At 59.2% G+C, this 13719-nt stretch carries 17 protein-coding genes and 4 tRNA genes; 13 read left to right on the top strand and 8 right to left on the bottom strand.

Annotated elements, in window-relative coordinates:
• Positions 1-70 precede the first annotated feature (70 nt).
• Both ACZ9BE_RS14780 and ACZ9BE_RS14775 read right to left on the bottom strand, forming a co-directional pair.
• On the bottom strand, positions 71-265 hold the full coding sequence (locus tag ACZ9BE_RS14780) for a hypothetical protein (RefSeq protein ID WP_016770691.1): 195 nt from the start codon (positions 263-265) through the stop codon (positions 71-73).
• A gap of 230 nt (positions 266-495) precedes the next feature.
• Positions 496-876: a hypothetical protein gene (locus ACZ9BE_RS14775; RefSeq protein ID WP_024013471.1), complete on the bottom strand. Its 381-nt coding sequence runs from the start codon at positions 874-876 to the stop codon at positions 496-498.
• A gap of 243 nt (positions 877-1119) precedes the next feature.
• On the opposite strand from ACZ9BE_RS14775, the gene ACZ9BE_RS14770 reads away from it, so the two are divergent.
• Together ACZ9BE_RS14770 and ACZ9BE_RS14765 are read left to right on the top strand one after the other, a co-directional pair.
• Positions 1120-1938, top strand: coding sequence for a shikimate 5-dehydrogenase (locus ACZ9BE_RS14770; protein WP_476249618.1), 819 nt, complete (start codon positions 1120-1122; stop codon positions 1936-1938).
• Between the two features lie 187 nt (positions 1939-2125).
• The gene (locus ACZ9BE_RS14765) at positions 2126-2644 is read left to right on the top strand and encodes a cupin domain-containing protein (RefSeq protein WP_041477167.1); all 519 of its coding nucleotides are present in this window, start codon (positions 2126-2128) and stop codon (positions 2642-2644) included.
• A 128-nt stretch (positions 2645-2772) separates the two neighbouring features.
• Here ACZ9BE_RS14765 and ACZ9BE_RS14760 read toward each other — a convergent pair whose 3' ends face one another.
• Positions 2773-3417 (bottom strand): YceH family protein, encoded by a 645-nt coding sequence (locus ACZ9BE_RS14760; protein ID WP_150741184.1) that lies wholly within the window; start codon positions 3415-3417, stop codon positions 2773-2775.
• A gap of 125 nt (positions 3418-3542) precedes the next feature.
• Here ACZ9BE_RS14760 and ACZ9BE_RS14755 point away from each other — a divergent pair, with 125 nt between their 5' ends.
• The gene (locus tag ACZ9BE_RS14755; RefSeq protein WP_041477165.1) at positions 3543-4052 is read left to right on the top strand and encodes a DUF1993 domain-containing protein; all 510 of its coding nucleotides are present in this window, start codon (positions 3543-3545) and stop codon (positions 4050-4052) included.
• 158 nt (positions 4053-4210) lie between these two features.
• Here the strand turns inward: ACZ9BE_RS14755 and sstT are convergent, their stop codons facing one another.
• Entirely contained in the window at positions 4211-5443 is a 1233-nt protein-coding gene (gene sstT / locus ACZ9BE_RS14750; protein ID WP_150741182.1) for a serine/threonine transporter SstT, read from the bottom strand.
• A gap of 307 nt (positions 5444-5750) precedes the next feature.
• On the opposite strand from sstT, the gene ACZ9BE_RS14745 reads away from it, so the two are divergent.
• A complete protein-coding gene (locus ACZ9BE_RS14745) occupies positions 5751-6908 on the top strand; it encodes an MFS transporter (RefSeq protein WP_024013467.1) in 1158 nt (385 codons plus the stop codon).
• On the opposite strand, the gene nhaR is transcribed toward ACZ9BE_RS14745, so the two are convergent.
• The gene (gene nhaR, locus ACZ9BE_RS14740) at positions 6903-7802 is read right to left on the bottom strand and encodes a transcriptional activator NhaR (RefSeq protein ID WP_016775345.1); all 900 of its coding nucleotides are present in this window, start codon (positions 7800-7802) and stop codon (positions 6903-6905) included. The genes ACZ9BE_RS14745 and nhaR overlap by 6 nt on opposite strands.
• A gap of 133 nt (positions 7803-7935) precedes the next feature.
• Between nhaR and ACZ9BE_RS14735 the strand changes: the two genes are divergently transcribed.
• The gene (locus ACZ9BE_RS14735) at positions 7936-8178 is read left to right on the top strand and encodes a hypothetical protein (RefSeq protein WP_024013465.1); all 243 of its coding nucleotides are present in this window, start codon (positions 7936-7938) and stop codon (positions 8176-8178) included.
• Between the two features lie 29 nt (positions 8179-8207).
• Positions 8208-8957, top strand: a complete 750-nt coding sequence (locus ACZ9BE_RS14730) for a TerC family protein (protein WP_056788748.1) — start codon at positions 8208-8210, stop codon at positions 8955-8957.
• A 261-nt stretch (positions 8958-9218) separates the two neighbouring features.
• Here the strand turns inward: ACZ9BE_RS14730 and ACZ9BE_RS14725 are convergent, their stop codons facing one another.
• Positions 9219-9383 carry a hypothetical protein gene (locus ACZ9BE_RS14725; RefSeq protein ID WP_252867897.1) on the bottom strand — a complete coding sequence of 55 codons (165 nt, stop codon included), beginning with the start codon at positions 9381-9383 and terminating at the stop codon, positions 9219-9221.
• Positions 9384-9618: 235 nt separating this feature from the next.
• Between ACZ9BE_RS14725 and ACZ9BE_RS14720 the strand changes: the two genes are divergently transcribed.
• The 3 genes from ACZ9BE_RS14720 to ACZ9BE_RS14710 all read left to right on the top strand — a co-directional run bounded on the left by ACZ9BE_RS14720 (position 9619) and on the right by ACZ9BE_RS14710 (position 10806).
• Positions 9619-10290, top strand: coding sequence for a cysteine peptidase family C39 domain-containing protein (locus tag ACZ9BE_RS14720; protein ID WP_252882310.1), 672 nt, complete (start codon positions 9619-9621; stop codon positions 10288-10290).
• 90 nt (positions 10291-10380) lie between these two features.
• On the top strand, positions 10381-10587 hold the full coding sequence (locus ACZ9BE_RS14715) for a DUF6021 family protein (RefSeq protein ID WP_056788754.1): 207 nt from the start codon (positions 10381-10383) through the stop codon (positions 10585-10587).
• Positions 10588-10599: 12 nt separating this feature from the next.
• Positions 10600-10806 carry a hypothetical protein gene (locus tag ACZ9BE_RS14710; protein ID WP_041477156.1) on the top strand — a complete coding sequence of 69 codons (207 nt, stop codon included), beginning with the start codon at positions 10600-10602 and terminating at the stop codon, positions 10804-10806.
• A 54-nt stretch (positions 10807-10860) separates the two neighbouring features.
• Here the strand turns inward: ACZ9BE_RS14710 and pbpG are convergent, their stop codons facing one another.
• Together pbpG and folD are read right to left on the bottom strand one after the other, a co-directional pair.
• A complete protein-coding gene (gene pbpG / locus ACZ9BE_RS14705; protein WP_056788757.1) occupies positions 10861-11799 on the bottom strand; it encodes a D-alanyl-D-alanine endopeptidase in 939 nt (312 codons plus the stop codon).
• Between the two features lie 230 nt (positions 11800-12029).
• Positions 12030-12884 (bottom strand): bifunctional methylenetetrahydrofolate dehydrogenase/methenyltetrahydrofolate cyclohydrolase FolD, encoded by an 855-nt coding sequence (folD, locus tag ACZ9BE_RS14700; RefSeq protein ID WP_016775338.1) that lies wholly within the window; start codon positions 12882-12884, stop codon positions 12030-12032.
• A 275-nt stretch (positions 12885-13159) separates the two neighbouring features.
• On the opposite strand from folD, the gene ACZ9BE_RS14695 reads away from it, so the two are divergent.
• From ACZ9BE_RS14695 to ACZ9BE_RS14680, 4 genes are all read left to right on the top strand, one after another.
• Positions 13160-13236, top strand: a tRNA-Arg gene (locus tag ACZ9BE_RS14695).
• A 32-nt stretch (positions 13237-13268) separates the two neighbouring features.
• Positions 13269-13344 (top strand) — tRNA-His (locus ACZ9BE_RS14690).
• 57 nt (positions 13345-13401) lie between these two features.
• Positions 13402-13486 (top strand) — tRNA-Leu (locus ACZ9BE_RS14685).
• A 77-nt stretch (positions 13487-13563) separates the two neighbouring features.
• Positions 13564-13639, top strand: a tRNA-His gene (locus tag ACZ9BE_RS14680).
• Positions 13640-13719 lie beyond the last annotated feature (80 nt).

Here is a 13719-nt window from a genome sequence, read left to right as displayed (position 1 = left end):
TAGGGATTTGCCGGCACGACGGACAATCAACGCTTTCGATAGTGGTCATTGATGCCAGTGAGGTCTGGCGTCATTCGACCACTTGATCGAGCATGTGCATGACTTCGCGCTCATTGAGCAGGCCCTTGTGCACGAGGTTTTCGGCGAGCAGGGACAGCAGCTTGGCGCAGCGATGGCCTTCCAGATGCTTGAGCTCGGTGAGTGCGCTGTACACCTTGCTCGAGGTGCACAGACCGACGATGCGGTGCGGGTTTTGTGTGGGCATACAGTCGTCCTTGTTGTTATCGATCTGTTGTTTACGGACGGATTCAGATTGCGGTTCCGTCATGACAAAGCGGTGACCGTTTGATGAAAAAAATCTCTACGGTCGATTCCATCATGCCGACTTTAGCTGCTCAAACTGTTCTCACAGCGACCTTGGCGAGATTTTTTCAGACGTTGGCCGACCAGCGGTCATAAAAAAGCCCCGCTTGAAAACGGGGCTCTGTGTTGCGCTTACCAGCGTGGACCGCCGTAGTAGCCATGCGGGCCGCCGTAGTAGCCGTGGGGGCGACCGTAATAACCACGAGGCGGGCCGTAATAGACGGGGGCCGGCTGCACGTAGACCGGTTGCTGCACATACACCGGCGCCGGCTGGTAATAGACCGGCGGTGGCGGTTGCTGCACGTAGACCGGTTGCGGCTGTACATAAACCGGCTGCTGCTGCACGTACACCGGCCGATCCTGGTTGATCAGTGCCGAGCCGATGATGGCCGAGCCGACGATCGCGCCAAACACTGCAGGGCCCTGCCAGCCATGGCCACCACCCGCTTCAGCCTGGCCGGTGACGGCAAGTGCGCCAATCAACAAAGCCATGATGGGAAGTTTACGAATCATGATAAGTCCTCGGTTCTTCGACCCGGCGCCGCGGCCTGAATCAGGCCCACAGTTGTCGCGGGGATACAGCTAAGACAGCAAATTTGCGAAATTCAGCACAGCCGCTGGGTAAATTTTGTGTAAGGTCTGTACCGGCTTCTTTACCCGGCTACGCGGCGCCACAAACAAGCCCAAATGATGATTCAGAACCCGGTGGGCTGGCCAATCCCGTCCATCCGAAAGTGCGTTTGAAGGAGAAGTTTCATGCAGATGAACCCGAACAAAGACACCCAATTGTGCATGTCCCTGTCCGGGCGGCCGGGGAATTTCGGTCTGCGTTTTCACAACCATTTGTATGAACAGCTGGGCCTGAACTTCTACTACAAGGCGTTCAGCAGCCAGGACCTGACCGGCGCGGTCGGTGGCATCCGGGCACTGGGCATTCGTGGCTGCGGCGTGTCGATGCCGTTCAAGGAAGCCTGCATTGCGCTGGTCGATGAGCTGGATGCGTCGGCGGCGGCGATCCAGTCGATCAACACCATCGTCAACACTGGCGGCCACCTCAAGGCCTACAACACCGATTACATCGCCGTCGCGCAATTGCTGGAGAGCCACGCGGTGCCGAAGGATTCCACCTTCGCCCTGCGCGGCAGCGGCGGCATGGCCAAAGCGGTGGCCAGCGCCCTGCGCGATGGTGGCTACAAGAACGGTTTGATTGTCGCCCGTAACGAGCGGGCCGGCCGCGCCCTGGCGGATTCGCTGGGTTATCGCTGGCAGGCCGAGCTGGGTGACGAGCGCCCTCAGATGCTGATCAATGTCACCCCGGTAGGCATGGACGGCGGGCCGGAGGCGGGGCAACTGGCGTTCGAGCCTGAAGTGATCAAAGCGGCTGAGACTGTATTCGACGTGGTGGCGATCCCTTCGGAGACGCCGCTGATTGTGCGGGCGCGGGCCGAGGGCAAGCGAGTGATCACCGGGCTGGAAGTGATAGCGATCCAGGCGCTGGAGCAGTTTGTGCTGTACACCGGGGTGCGGCCGAATGAGGCGCAGTTTGCGGCGGCGGTGGATTTTGCGCGTGGCTGATTGATCTTTTAGTGGCTGGGCTGGCCTCTTCGCGAGCAGGCTCGCTCCCACAGGTTGAGCTGGAATGCGATTGAATGTGGGAGCGAGCCTGCTCGCGAAGGCCGCGCTGCGGTTCTGGATCACTATCTATAATCCTCGCCAGCACGCACAGATGTGCCCACCACAAAAACCATAACCGAGGCCGCCCATGCATCCGCCCATCCTCAACCTCAACGAGGTCGAACTCGAAGCCCTTCCCGAAGCCCTGGCCCCTGAAGGCGACACCGCCGGGCGTTATCAGCAGCGTTTCGCGCGGATCGGCCAGCAACTCGGTGCGCAGAAACTCGGTTATCGCCTGTATGCACTGCCAGCGGGCATGCGCGGCAGTCCATTCCACAGCCATCGGGTCAATGAGGAGATGTTCTACGTGGTGGCCGGGGAGGGCGAGGTGCGGTTGGGAGGCGAGCGTTTTCCGATCCGCGCCGGTGATGTGATCGCCTGCCCACCCGGCGGACCGGAAAAGGCTCACCAGATCATCAATACCAGCGCGGATGAGCTGCGTTATCTGGCGATCAGCACTCAGCAGCAGCCGGAGATCTGCGAGTATCCGGATTCGAACAAGTATGCGGTGATGGATAATTTCACGGTGGATGCCGAGGGCAAGGCCTCGGGCTTTGTCGCTGTCGCGCGGCAGGTGGATGGGGTGGATTATTGGGATGGGGAATAACATCTGAAATTCGCAGATGTCCCCTGTGGGAGCGAGCCTGCTCGCGAAGGCGGCAGGTCATTCGAGGTCGTGGTGACTGACACTACGCTTTCGCGAGCAGGCTCGCTCCCACAGAGGTTCTGTTGCGATTATTCGAGGCGGGCCAGGCGTTCTTCGAGTGCGGCGATCCGCGCTTCCAGTTCTTCGATACGCTCCAGGGAAACGCCAGCGCTCGAGCGCTCCCCAGGATTTTGCCGCGCCGCCAATATTGCCTCGACATCCGCCGGGTCGCCCAGGGCATGGGTATAACGATCCTCACGCTGCCCGGCCTGACGCGGAATCAATACCGCCAGACCGCGCGCGATCAGCCGTTCAAGCTGATGAACTACCTGCTCGGCGTCCTCGAACTCGTGCATGCGCCCGCTGCGGGTCAGCAGTTCGTTGACGGTCTGCGGGCCGCGCAGAAACATCAAGCCAGTCAGAATCACCTGTGCCGGCACCAGCTCCAGCGCCTTGTCTACCTTGTGCTCCCAGCGGTCGGCACGGCTGCCCATCACCAGCCGGGTGAAACCTCGACCTTCCAGCGCCCGCAGGCTCTGCCCGACCTGACCCTGATTGAGGTTCATCACCGGCTCGCGACTGGTTTTCTGATTGCAGGCCAGCACCAGCGCGTTGAGGGTCAGCGGATAGGTTTCCGGGCTGGTGGCCTGTTTTTCGATCAGCGCACCGAGAATGCGGATTTCCGTGGCATTTAACCGTGGCTGTTCGGAGGTGGATTCTTGTTCGTTGCTCATCGCGCGTTCCCTCTGCAGTCGAAGCCGCCTAGCCTAATCCTTGCCAAACAAAAGGCAAGCCGTGTGCTCATCAAGCATGGCTATAATCGCCACCACGTATTACCCAGCCATCACATGAGACTGCCATGACCATTTCACTGTACGCCGCATCCGTCCCGGTTTTTCAACAAATGCTCAACGCCCTGAGCGATGTGCTGAAAAAGGCCGAAGCCCACGCCAGCGCGAAAAACATCGACCAGAGCGTCTTCCTGCAAGCGCGTCTGTACCCGGACATGTTCCCGCTGGTGCGTCAGGTGCAGATCGCCGTGGATTTCGCCAAAGGCGTGTCGGCGCGTCTGGCCGAAGTCGAACTGCCGAAGTACGACGACACTGAAACTACCTTTGCCGAACTGCAAGCGCTGATCACCAAGGTTCTGGCCTTCATTGGCGAGATCAAGCCAGAGCAGATCGACGGCAAGGAAGGCATCGAAATCGTGACCCGTCCGGGCACGCCGAAAGAGAAGCGCTTCAGTGGTCAGGCGTATCTGCTGACTTACGGCTTGCCGCAGTTCTTCTTCCACGTCACCACCACCTACGCGCTGCTGCGTCATAACGGCGTTGAAGTGGGCAAGCGCGATTACATGGGCGCGTTCTAAACACCCGGATACGAAAAAGCCCGCCAAGGTTCGCGCCTTGGCGGGCTTTTGTTTTTCTGTGGGAGCGAGCCTGCTCGCGAATGCAGCGTATCAGGCGATATTAATGCTGAATGTCTCGCCCCTTTCGCGAGCAGGCTCGCTCCCACAAGGTAAGGCGGTTACGCCGTACGCTGAGCCTTCTCTTCCTCGCCCAGGCAAGCCGCTGCTGTAAACAGCACGTCAGTCGACGAGTTCAGCGCGGTCTCCGCCGAATCCTGCAGCACGCCAATAATGAAGCCCACCGCCACGACCTGCATGGCGATTTCGCTCGGGATGCCGAACAGGCTGCACGCCAGCGGAATCAGCAGCAGCGAACCACCGGCCACACCCGAGGCACCACACGCGCAAATGGCTGCGACTACGCTGAGCAGGATTGCGGTCGGAATGTCCACTGCGATGCCTAAAGTGTGCACCGCCGCCAGGGTCAGCACGGTAATGGTGATCGCCGCACCGGCCATGTTGATGGTCGCACCCAGCGGGATCGATACCGAGTAGGTGTCTTCGTGCAGGCCCAGGCGCTTGCTCAATTCCAGGTTGACCGGAATGTTCGCCGCCGAGCTGCGGGTGAAGAACGCGGTGATGCCGCTTTCGCGCAGGCACATCAGGGTCAGCGGGTAGGGATTGCGGCGCAGCTTCCAGAACACGATCAGCGGGTTCATCACCAGCGCGACGAACAGCATGCAGCCCAGCAGCACCGCCAGCAGGTGCGCGTAGCCGAGCAGCGCGCCGAAACCGGAGGTGGCCAGTGTCGAAGCGACCAGGCCGAAAATGCCCAGCGGCGCGAAGCGAATGACCACGCGGACGATCACGGTGACGCCGTTGGACAAGTCACCGAGCACTTCGCGAGTGGTGTCGCCAGCGTGGCGGATGGCAATGCCCATGCCGATCGCCCAGGCCAGAATGCCGATGAAGTTGGCATTCATCAGCGCGCTGACCGGGTTATCGACGACGCTCAGCAACAGGCTTTGCAGGACTTCGCCGATGCCGCCGGGCGCAGTCACAGCAACGTTTTCCGTCGACAGCACCAGATTCGACGGAAAGCTCATGCTGGCAACCACGGCCACCACCGCTGCGGCGAAAGTGCCCAGCAGGTAGAGGAACAGGATCGGCCGGATGTGGGTTTCCTGGCCGTGCTTGTGGTTGGCGATCGAGGCCATCACCAGCACGAACACCAGAATCGGCGCCACGGCTTTCAACGCCGAGACAAACACTTTGCCGATGAACGCGGTGGACTTCGCCAGCTCCGGTGCAATCAGGGCCAGGGCGATACCGGCGATCAGACCAATGACGATCTGGGTCACCAGACTCAGGCGTTTCAGGCGTTGCAGTAACGAAGGGGATGAAGCGGTCATAGCGGCATCTCTGTTTTTTATAGGGTGCGAAGCGTCGTGGGCAGTCACGAAACGCCTGTCGAAGTGACATCAACGCCGCCAAACGGCACGTTGAACAGCTGTACGATTTTCAGGGCGCGGACTTTATCACAGCGTAGGCGTGAACCTTCAGGCCTGTGACGATCTGCCACCGGATCGGCCCGGCAGATCGGCAGTTTTGGGCAACTCAGTGCGGACGCAGTCTGTTAAGCTTCGCCATCCTCATTTTCAAGTTCTGCCAGCGGGCCTCCGGGTCATCGCTGGTGTCGTCGTTTTGCTGGAGTTGCGCATGCTGTTGCCTATTCTTCTGTTGTCCGCCGCCGGGTTCACGGTGCTGACCACGGAATTCGTCATTGTCGGCCTGTTGCCGGCGATCGCCCGAGACCTCGAAGTCAGCATCCCGCAAGCCGGGCTGCTGGTGACCTTGTTCGCCTTTACCGTGGCGCTGTTCGGCCCGTTTCTGACCGCGTATTTCGCCCGATTCGAACGGCGCAAACTGTTCATCAGCATTCTGATCATGTTCGGTCTGGCCAATACCGTTGCAGCGTTGGCGCCGAATATCTGGGTGATGGCCATCGCGCGTCTGATTCCGGCGTTGGGTTTGCCGGTGTTCTGGGCCTTGGCCAGTGAGACGGCGGTGGACATCGTCGGCCCGGATTTCGCCGGCCGCGCCATCGCCAAGATCGGCTTCGGTATTGTCTGCGCCACGGTGTTCGGCATTCCGGTCGGTACGTTGATTTCCGATGCGTTCGGCTGGCGCAGCGCATTCGGCATTCTCGCGTTGATCGCGTTTGCCAAAGCCTTGCTGCTGTTTGTCTATCTGCCGAAAACCAGTCTGCACCAGCATCAGGTCAGCTTCCGTTCACAGTTCAAGATCCTGCGCAGCCCGCTGATGCTCGGCCATATCTTGTTGTCGATTCTGGTGTTCAGCGGCATGTTTACCGCTTACACCTACCTTGCCGACATCCTCGAACGACTCGCCGGTTTCAACGGCACCGTGGTCGGCTGGTGCCTGATGGCGTTTGGCGCAGTCGGGCTGATCGGCAACTCGCTTGGCGGGCGCGCGGTGGATCGGCATCCGCTGGGGGCGTCGGTGTTGTTCTGTGCGTTCATGATCGCGGGCATGGTTTCGCTGGTGCCGAACATTCATTCGCCAGTGGGTCTGGCGGTGGCGATGGGCATCTGGGGCGTGACCCAGGCGGCGTTGTTCCTGGTCAGCCATGTGCGTCTGATGAAAGCCGCGCCGGAAGCGCCGGCCTTTGCTGCGTCGCTGAACATCGCCGGAGCCAACCTCGGTATCGGCCTGGGCGCAATGGTTGGCGGTCGGGTGATCGACAGTGCCGGGCTGGGCTTTCTCGGCTTTGCCGCTGCTGGGTTCATCCTGCTGTCGGTGTTCCTCGCCATGGTGCTGATGACGCTGAAGCCGCGTGAAGTCTGCGCTTCATAATCCGGTAAACAGCTCGCGTCGGGCACCTTCGGTAATCGCTACGATGCCAGGGTGCTTGACCTTGCGCTCCACGGAAATGGCATAGAACGACTCGCTCACCGCGTCGGTCTGGCCAATCAGCTCGACGCCGTACTGGCGCTTCACTTCCTCGGCAATCACGCTCGGACCAATAAAAATCCCGCTGCCGGATTGGCCGAAGGCCTGCATCAAAGCACTGTCATCGAACTCGCCGACAATCTGCGGCTGGATCTGCTGTTCGGCGAACCAGCGCTGCAAACGGCTGCGCACCACGGTTTCCGCGCCGGGAATCAGCAACGGTGCGCCGTGCAGGCTGCGCGGGAAATCCTGGCCATACTGCGCGGCAAGTTCGGCGGTGGCGAAGAAGCTGATCCCGCACTCACCGAGCTTCTGGCTGTAGCCTTTGATGTCCAGATGCGAAGGCATCGGGCTGTCGGAAATCACCAGATCCAGACGCTGGATGGCCAGATCAGCGAGCAGACGTTCGAGTTTGTCTTCGCGACAGGTGATGCGCAGCGGCTCGCTCAATTCCATGGTCGGCGCGATCAGGCGATAAACAATGGATTTGGGCACCACGTCGGCCACGCCGACGCGAAAGAGGATCTGCTGCTCGTTGGGCTGCGCTCGCAGCATCAGCTCCAGCTCGCCGCCCAGTTGAAACATCTGCTCGGCGTAGGGCAGGGCCTGGCGCCCGGCTTCCGTGAGCTCCAGCTGTCGGCCAACCCGGCGAAACAATTCCACGCCATAGGTTTGTTCGAGCAGTGAAATCTGTCCGCTGATCGTCTGTGGCGTCAGGTTCAGCTGCTCGCACGCCCGGACGATGCTGCCGGTTTTGGCTACAACCCAGAAGTAATGCAGTTGTCGGTAATTGAGCATAGTGATGGCCACTTCGTGAAAACCGAAGTATAGCCGCTAAAAATACGAATTTTCCTGAAGTGTTCATCTCCCTAGAATGCCCAGCCATCGACGGCCGGTGTGTGCGCCTGTCTGTTCATTCGAAGGAAACCTTATGAAATACACATTTCCCGCAGTGATGTTTGCGTCTTTACTGGTTCTGGCCGGTTGTGATCAGGCGGAAAAAAGCGCCCAACAACTGATGGGCGCGGCGGCTGAAACCGCCAAACAAGCAATCGACGACACCCATAAAGCCGCTGAGCAAGCGCTCAGCGATGCCACTGGTGGTTTGATCGAGAAAAAAGAAACACCGGAAAAACAAGCGGAAGAATCCGAATCTTCCTCCAAGACCATCTAAACCGTCTTACACAGAGTCAGGACTGACCCATGGAATATCTGTTAGAACTCGCCGCCAGCCCCACCGCTTGGGTTGCTTTGGCCACACTGGTGGTAATGGAAATCGTGCTCGGCATCGATAACCTGATCTTTATTTCGATCCTGACCAACAAATTGCCCGAACAGCATCGGCAGAAGGCGCGTCGTATCGGTATCGGCATGGCCCTGATTCTGCGTCTGGCCCTGTTGAGCACCATCGCGTTCATCGTGCAGTTGACCGAGCCTGTGATCGAAATCCTTGGCCAGGCGTTCTCCTGGAAGGACATGATCCTGATCGCCGGTGGCCTGTTCCTGGTGTGGAAGGCCACGACCGAGATCCATCACAGCATGGACCCGTCGCCGGAAGACCCGAAGACCGCGACTTCGACCGTAACCCTGGGTTTTGCCGCGGCCATCGGTCAGATCCTGATGCTCGACATGGTGTTCTCGATCGACAGCATCATTACCGCTGTCGGCATGACCGAACACTTGCCGATCATGATCATCGCGGTGGTGGTGTCGGTGCTGGTGATGCTGCTGGCGGCTGATCCGCTGGCCAAGTTCATCAACGACAACCCGACCGTGGTCATGCTGGCGCTGGGCTTCCTGATCATGATCGGCATGACGCTGATCGCCGAAGGCTTCGGCGCCCATGTTCCGAAAGGTTATGTGTACGCGGCCATGGCGTTCTCGGCCGGTATCGAAGTGTTGAACATGCTGTCGCGCCGGGCGAAGCAGAAGAAGGTTGTTCAGCAGGCGTAATCGCTGAGAACACAAAAAACCGCCTGGGCTGTTGAGCTCAGGCGGTTTTTTTTCGCTTTGATGTTGGGGGGTGTGGTTTAGAGCTTGCCCCTCATCGGAACGCCGCCCGCCCAGCCCTCTCCCGAGGGAGAGGGGGCCGATTGGGGGGGCTTTTCAGATCCTGAGTTCGGCTGGATATTTCACGTCGACCTAATTCGGAAGAACAACCCGGTCAGTTCCCTCTCCCTCCGGGAGAGGGCCAGGGTGAGGGGCTCTTGATCTTCAATGCGCAGCAGCGTGCCGCACTGGATGCTTCTCTGTTTCCTCAACCGGCATCGTCTGCACCGGATGATGCCGCCGCGAAATCCGCAGCACACCCCACAACATGGCAGTCGCCACGGCCAGCCAGCCGGCTATCAACATTACGATGGTCATGGTCAGGCTCATTGGTGCCTCCTCTTCGCCCTGCGTCGGGCGCTCGCTTTTCGCAATTCGCTCTATTTCAGTGACAGTCTAGTCAATGGGGTGTTTCAAGCTATTGACCAAAGGTCGTTAGTGACCAATCAGTTTGCTCTATGCAATCGCCCGCTCTGCCGTTTAAGGCTATACCTCTGGCGGGTGCGGCTCTATGATCGCTGGCGTTGCCGGAACACGATGACCGGCGTCTGGAAGAGAGTGATTGATGGTGCAGGTATTTTCTCGAGTGCGCGGAGCGTTGCTTGCCGGCGCTTGCGCGGTGGTGCTGAGCGGATGTGCGGGCAACGTAGCGCCAGAAGTCAAACGCTTGCCGGAGCGAGTTGAACTCAGCGGCACCTTTTATCGTGGCGAAGCCAATCAGAGCGGGCCGCAGGTGCTGGCCAGTCTGCTGTCGCAACAAGGCATCGTCATCACCCCGGGCCTTCTGGAAAAACCGCTGCACTTGCCGGGCGCTGAGGACAAGCTGCAGCAGAACATGCAGAACCTCGCCCGCGAATATGGCCTGGTGGTTTATCCGCTCGACAGCCAGCTGCCAGCCTTGCTGACCCAGGTCGCGGCGGGCTACCCGGTCATGGTGCGTTTCAGTGAAGGTTCGGCATTCTGGGCCGAGCCGCGTTACGCGATCCTGTCCGGCTACGACCGCAACAAACAGAAGGTCCTGCTGCGCGCCGGCATGAATCGTCGGCAGTTGATGGATTTCGGCAGCTTTCAAGCAGCGCTCGAAAAGGCCGGTGGCTGGGCGATCCTGATTCAGAAACCGTCGCAGATCCCGGCAGCCGTCGACCGCTCCCGTTGGCTGAAAGCCGCCGATGAACTGGCGCAGGCCGGTGAAGAAAACGCTGCGGCGCAGGCGCGAAAGGCTCTGGCGGCGCAATAAACCTCCGTTCGTCATCTGCCGGGCACGACTGCGCCGGGCCGGCCTCTGAAGATTAATGCCCGTGCTTCGCGGGTGAATCAAGGAGGCAACATGGCAGATTCCCAAACCCCGAAAGGCCCACACTCGTCCGAACATTCCTCGGGCGATGATCTGGGCTTCGATCCGGATTCGCCGGACCTCGAGGATCCGCAAGTTGATCCGGTCGGTCCGGCTAAGGCCCCGCAGGATGTCGAGCCCGGTGAAGATCCGAAGAAACCGGCCAAGCCCTATGATCCGTTAGCCGATCTGAAACCTTGATGTGAGGTGCGTATGAGTACCGATTCAAGCTTCGATGACCACAAACCTGACAGCGTACCGACCACGCCGGAGCCGGAGGTTGATCCGGTGCTGGACCCGGACAGCCCGATGCGCGACCCGATGGCGCGGCCAAATGTGCTGACGCCGGACGTTTCGCCAGAGCCGAGCTCGGGCGATGGCATTCCTGATGACGACAAGATGCCACTGCCCAACGACTGACGCGCAGACGAAAAAAAGCCCCGAACATTCGGGGCTTCTTCATGATTGCCGGATCTACTTTGCCGCTTCGACCACGCCGCTCTGACGGCTCTTGAGGTTCTTGTCGGCTTTGTATTGCTGTGCCACGGCAGGCACGTTGGCGCTGCGCCCGGTTTCCACCCAGCTGCGGATACGGCTGGCGTCGGCAAAATGCGTGTATTTGCCGAACGCATCGAGAATCACCAGGGCGACCGGACGGTTGCCCATCTTCGTCACCAGCACCAGGCAATGGCCGGCCGGGTTGGTAAAACCGGTCTTGGTAATCTTGATGTCCCAATCGGCCTTATTGACCAAGTGGTCGGTATTGCGGAAGCCCAAGGTGTAGTTGGGCTTGCGGAACGCCACGGTCTTTTCCTTGGTGGTGGTCAGTTGCACCAGAAGCGGTTGCTTGTGCGCGGCCACCAGCAATTTGCTCAGGTCGCGGGCGGTGGAAACGTTGCGCTCTGACAGCCCGGTCGGCTCGACAAAGTGCGTGCTGGTCATGCCAAGCGCCTTGGCCTTGGCGTTCATTGCCGCGATAAAAGCAGCGTAGCCACCTGGATAGTGGTGCGCGAGGCTGGCGGCGGCACGGTTTTCCGAAGACATCAAGGCGATCAGCAGCATCTCGCGGCGCGGCAGCTCACTCTTGAGTTTGACGCGGGAGAACACACCCTTCATTTCCGGGGTGTTCCTGATATCGACATCGATCCATTCGTCCATGTTCTGTCGAGCTTCCACCACGACAAGGCCAGTCATCAGCTTGCTGACGGAAGCGATCGGTACGATCACGTCAGGGTTGCTGGAATAAATGACTTTGTTGGTCTGCATATCCATGAGCAGGGCGCTGCCAGACGCGATCTTCAATGTCGAAGCGTCACGTGGAGCAGCGGTGGTTTCCGCAGCGTTGATCGTTGGCGTGATGAATGTGCCTGTAACAGCAAACAACAGGCTCAGAATCGAGAGCAGAATTTTCACGCGGGCGAACTCTAAAAGGTTGGATATACCGTTAGTTTGTAACGGGTTATTTCTCAAAACCGGCGCATTTTAGGAGTATGGCTGAAGAACTGTCGATGGTTGTTTGTAAGACCTGAAAATCTCGTGAAAAGGCCTGTAAAAAGAGCGGTTTCCGGCGAACGGTTGAAGTTTTTTCTCAGGCACTAAAAACCCCGCACGAGGCGGGGTTCTGGTGCAGCGGAAAAATTCGATCAGACGTGCAGGGTTTCTGCGGCGTAGAGCGTGTTTTCCAGCAGGCAGGCGCGGGTCATCGGGCCAACGCCGCCCGGTACCGGGGTGATCCAGCCGGCGCGGGGCAGGGCGGTTTCGTAAACGACATCACCGACCAGTTTGCCGTCGTCCTGACGGTTGATGCCGACGTCGATCACGATCGCGCCTTCCTTGATCCACTCGCCCTTGACCAGGCCCGGCTTGCCGGCGGCAACGACCACCAGATCAGCGCGGCCGACGTGGCCCGCCAGATCCTTGGTGAAGCGGTGAGTCACAGTGACGGTGCAGCCGGCCAGCAGCAATTCCATGGCCATCGGGCGACCGACGATATTGGAGGCGCCCACGACTACCGCGTCCATCCCGTAAAGATCAGCGCCAGTGCTTTCCAGCAAGGTCATGATGCCTTTCGGGGTGCAGGGGCGCAGCAGCGGAATACGCTGGGCCAGGCGACCGACGTTGTACGGGTGGAAGCCGTCGACGTCTTTGTCCGGGCGGATGCGTTCCAGCAGCTTGGACGCGTCGAGGTGTTCGGGCAGAGGCAACTGCAGGAGAACGCCGTCGATAGCCGGATCGTCGTTGAGGCGATCGATCAGATCGGTCAGGGCGTCCTGAGTGGTGTCGGAGGGCAGGTCGTAGGCTTGAGAGAGGAAGCCAACCTCTTCACAGTCTTTACGCTTGTGCGAGACATAAACCTGAGAGGCAGGATCGCTGCCGACCAGGATCACCGCGAGGCCGGGCGTGCGCAGGCCTTGCTGGCGACGCTCGGCAACTCGTTGGGCGATCTGCTGGCGCAGGCTGGCGGCGATCGATTTGCCGTCGATTAGTTGTGCAGTCATTGCGCGTGATTAACCATCGAGAGGGGAAAAAATGAGAACGCATTCTCGCATGTCGAGCGGTGAGGGCAAAGGCGCTTGGTCAGCAAATTCCTCTAACTCCTTTAATTAAATGAATTTTTTTCAAAAAGGATTTGACGACCTTTGGAGCCCTCTATACTATTCGTCGCACTTGTCGGGCACAGCCTAGCACTGGTTAAGAAGGTGAAGCGGAATCAAGGTTCTGCGACGCTGGAAAGCACTTAGTTTGTAGTCCTTTAAGAGTACAGATTAACAAGGCGCCCGTAGCTCAGCTGGATAGAGCATCCGCCTTCTAAGCGGATGGTCGCAGGTTCGAGTCCTGCCGGGTGCGCCATTAGGCAGCTTTGGCACAAGTAACGCGATATGGTGGGCGTAGCTCAGTTGGTAGAGCACGGGATTGTGACTCCCGTTGTCGTGGGTTCGATCCCCATCGTCCACCCCATATTTCGAAAGGCGCCAGATTTAACGGTCTGGCGCCTTTGCTTTAAAAGCTTCATCCGCGGATGTGGTGGAATTGGTAGACACACTGGATTTAGGTTCCAGCGCCGCGAGGCGTAAGAGTTCGAGTCTCTTCATCCGCACCAAATAAAGCTTCACCTGTGCCTAGGGCCTGATGAAGTTTCGACAAAGAAGTTGTTTGGCTTTTTTGTTACGCAATATGGTGGGCGTAGCTCAGTTGGTAGAGCACGGGATTGTGACTCCCGTTGTCGTGGGTTCGATCCCCATCGTCCACCCCATATTTCGAAAGGCGCCAGATTTAACAGTCTGGCGCCTTTTTTGTTTTAGCGGTTTCGAAATCCGGCCATGGCCGATTTCG

Source organism: Pseudomonas sp. TE9122 (assembly GCF_056278925.1).
The sequence above is the reverse complement of the archived record's forward strand: the minus strand, read 5'-3'. Positions and strand labels throughout refer to the sequence as shown.

What these genes read in the sequence shown, in the direction of transcription:
- ACZ9BE_RS14780 (WP_016770691.1), bottom strand. Translation starts at nt 265, where the DNA reads ATGCCCACACAAAACCCGCACCGCATCGTCGGTCTGTGCACCTCGAGC.
- ACZ9BE_RS14775 (WP_024013471.1), bottom strand. Translation starts at nt 876, where the DNA reads ATGATTCGTAAACTTCCCATCATGGCTTTGTTGATTGGCGCACTTGCC.
- ACZ9BE_RS14770 (WP_476249618.1), top strand. Translation starts at nt 1,120, where the DNA reads ATGCAGATGAACCCGAACAAAGACACCCAATTGTGCATGTCCCTGTCC.
- ACZ9BE_RS14765 (WP_041477167.1), top strand. Translation starts at nt 2,126, where the DNA reads ATGCATCCGCCCATCCTCAACCTCAACGAGGTCGAACTCGAAGCCCTT.
- ACZ9BE_RS14760 (WP_150741184.1), bottom strand. Translation starts at nt 3,417, where the DNA reads ATGAGCAACGAACAAGAATCCACCTCCGAACAGCCACGGTTAAATGCC.
- ACZ9BE_RS14755 (WP_041477165.1), top strand. Translation starts at nt 3,543, where the DNA reads ATGACCATTTCACTGTACGCCGCATCCGTCCCGGTTTTTCAACAAATG.
- sstT (WP_150741182.1), bottom strand. Translation starts at nt 5,443, where the DNA reads ATGACCGCTTCATCCCCTTCGTTACTGCAACGCCTGAAACGCCTGAGT.
- ACZ9BE_RS14745 (WP_024013467.1), top strand. Translation starts at nt 5,751, where the DNA reads ATGCTGTTGCCTATTCTTCTGTTGTCCGCCGCCGGGTTCACGGTGCTG.
- nhaR (WP_016775345.1), bottom strand. Translation starts at nt 7,802, where the DNA reads ATGCTCAATTACCGACAACTGCATTACTTCTGGGTTGTAGCCAAAACC.
- ACZ9BE_RS14735 (WP_024013465.1), top strand. Translation starts at nt 7,936, where the DNA reads ATGAAATACACATTTCCCGCAGTGATGTTTGCGTCTTTACTGGTTCTG.
- ACZ9BE_RS14730 (WP_056788748.1), top strand. Translation starts at nt 8,208, where the DNA reads ATGGAATATCTGTTAGAACTCGCCGCCAGCCCCACCGCTTGGGTTGCT.
- ACZ9BE_RS14725 (WP_252867897.1), bottom strand. Translation starts at nt 9,383, where the DNA reads ATGAGCCTGACCATGACCATCGTAATGTTGATAGCCGGCTGGCTGGCC.
- ACZ9BE_RS14720 (WP_252882310.1), top strand. Translation starts at nt 9,619, where the DNA reads ATGGTGCAGGTATTTTCTCGAGTGCGCGGAGCGTTGCTTGCCGGCGCT.
- ACZ9BE_RS14715 (WP_056788754.1), top strand. Translation starts at nt 10,381, where the DNA reads ATGGCAGATTCCCAAACCCCGAAAGGCCCACACTCGTCCGAACATTCC.
- ACZ9BE_RS14710 (WP_041477156.1), top strand. Translation starts at nt 10,600, where the DNA reads ATGAGTACCGATTCAAGCTTCGATGACCACAAACCTGACAGCGTACCG.
- folD (WP_016775338.1), bottom strand. Translation starts at nt 12,884, where the DNA reads ATGACTGCACAACTAATCGACGGCAAATCGATCGCCGCCAGCCTGCGC.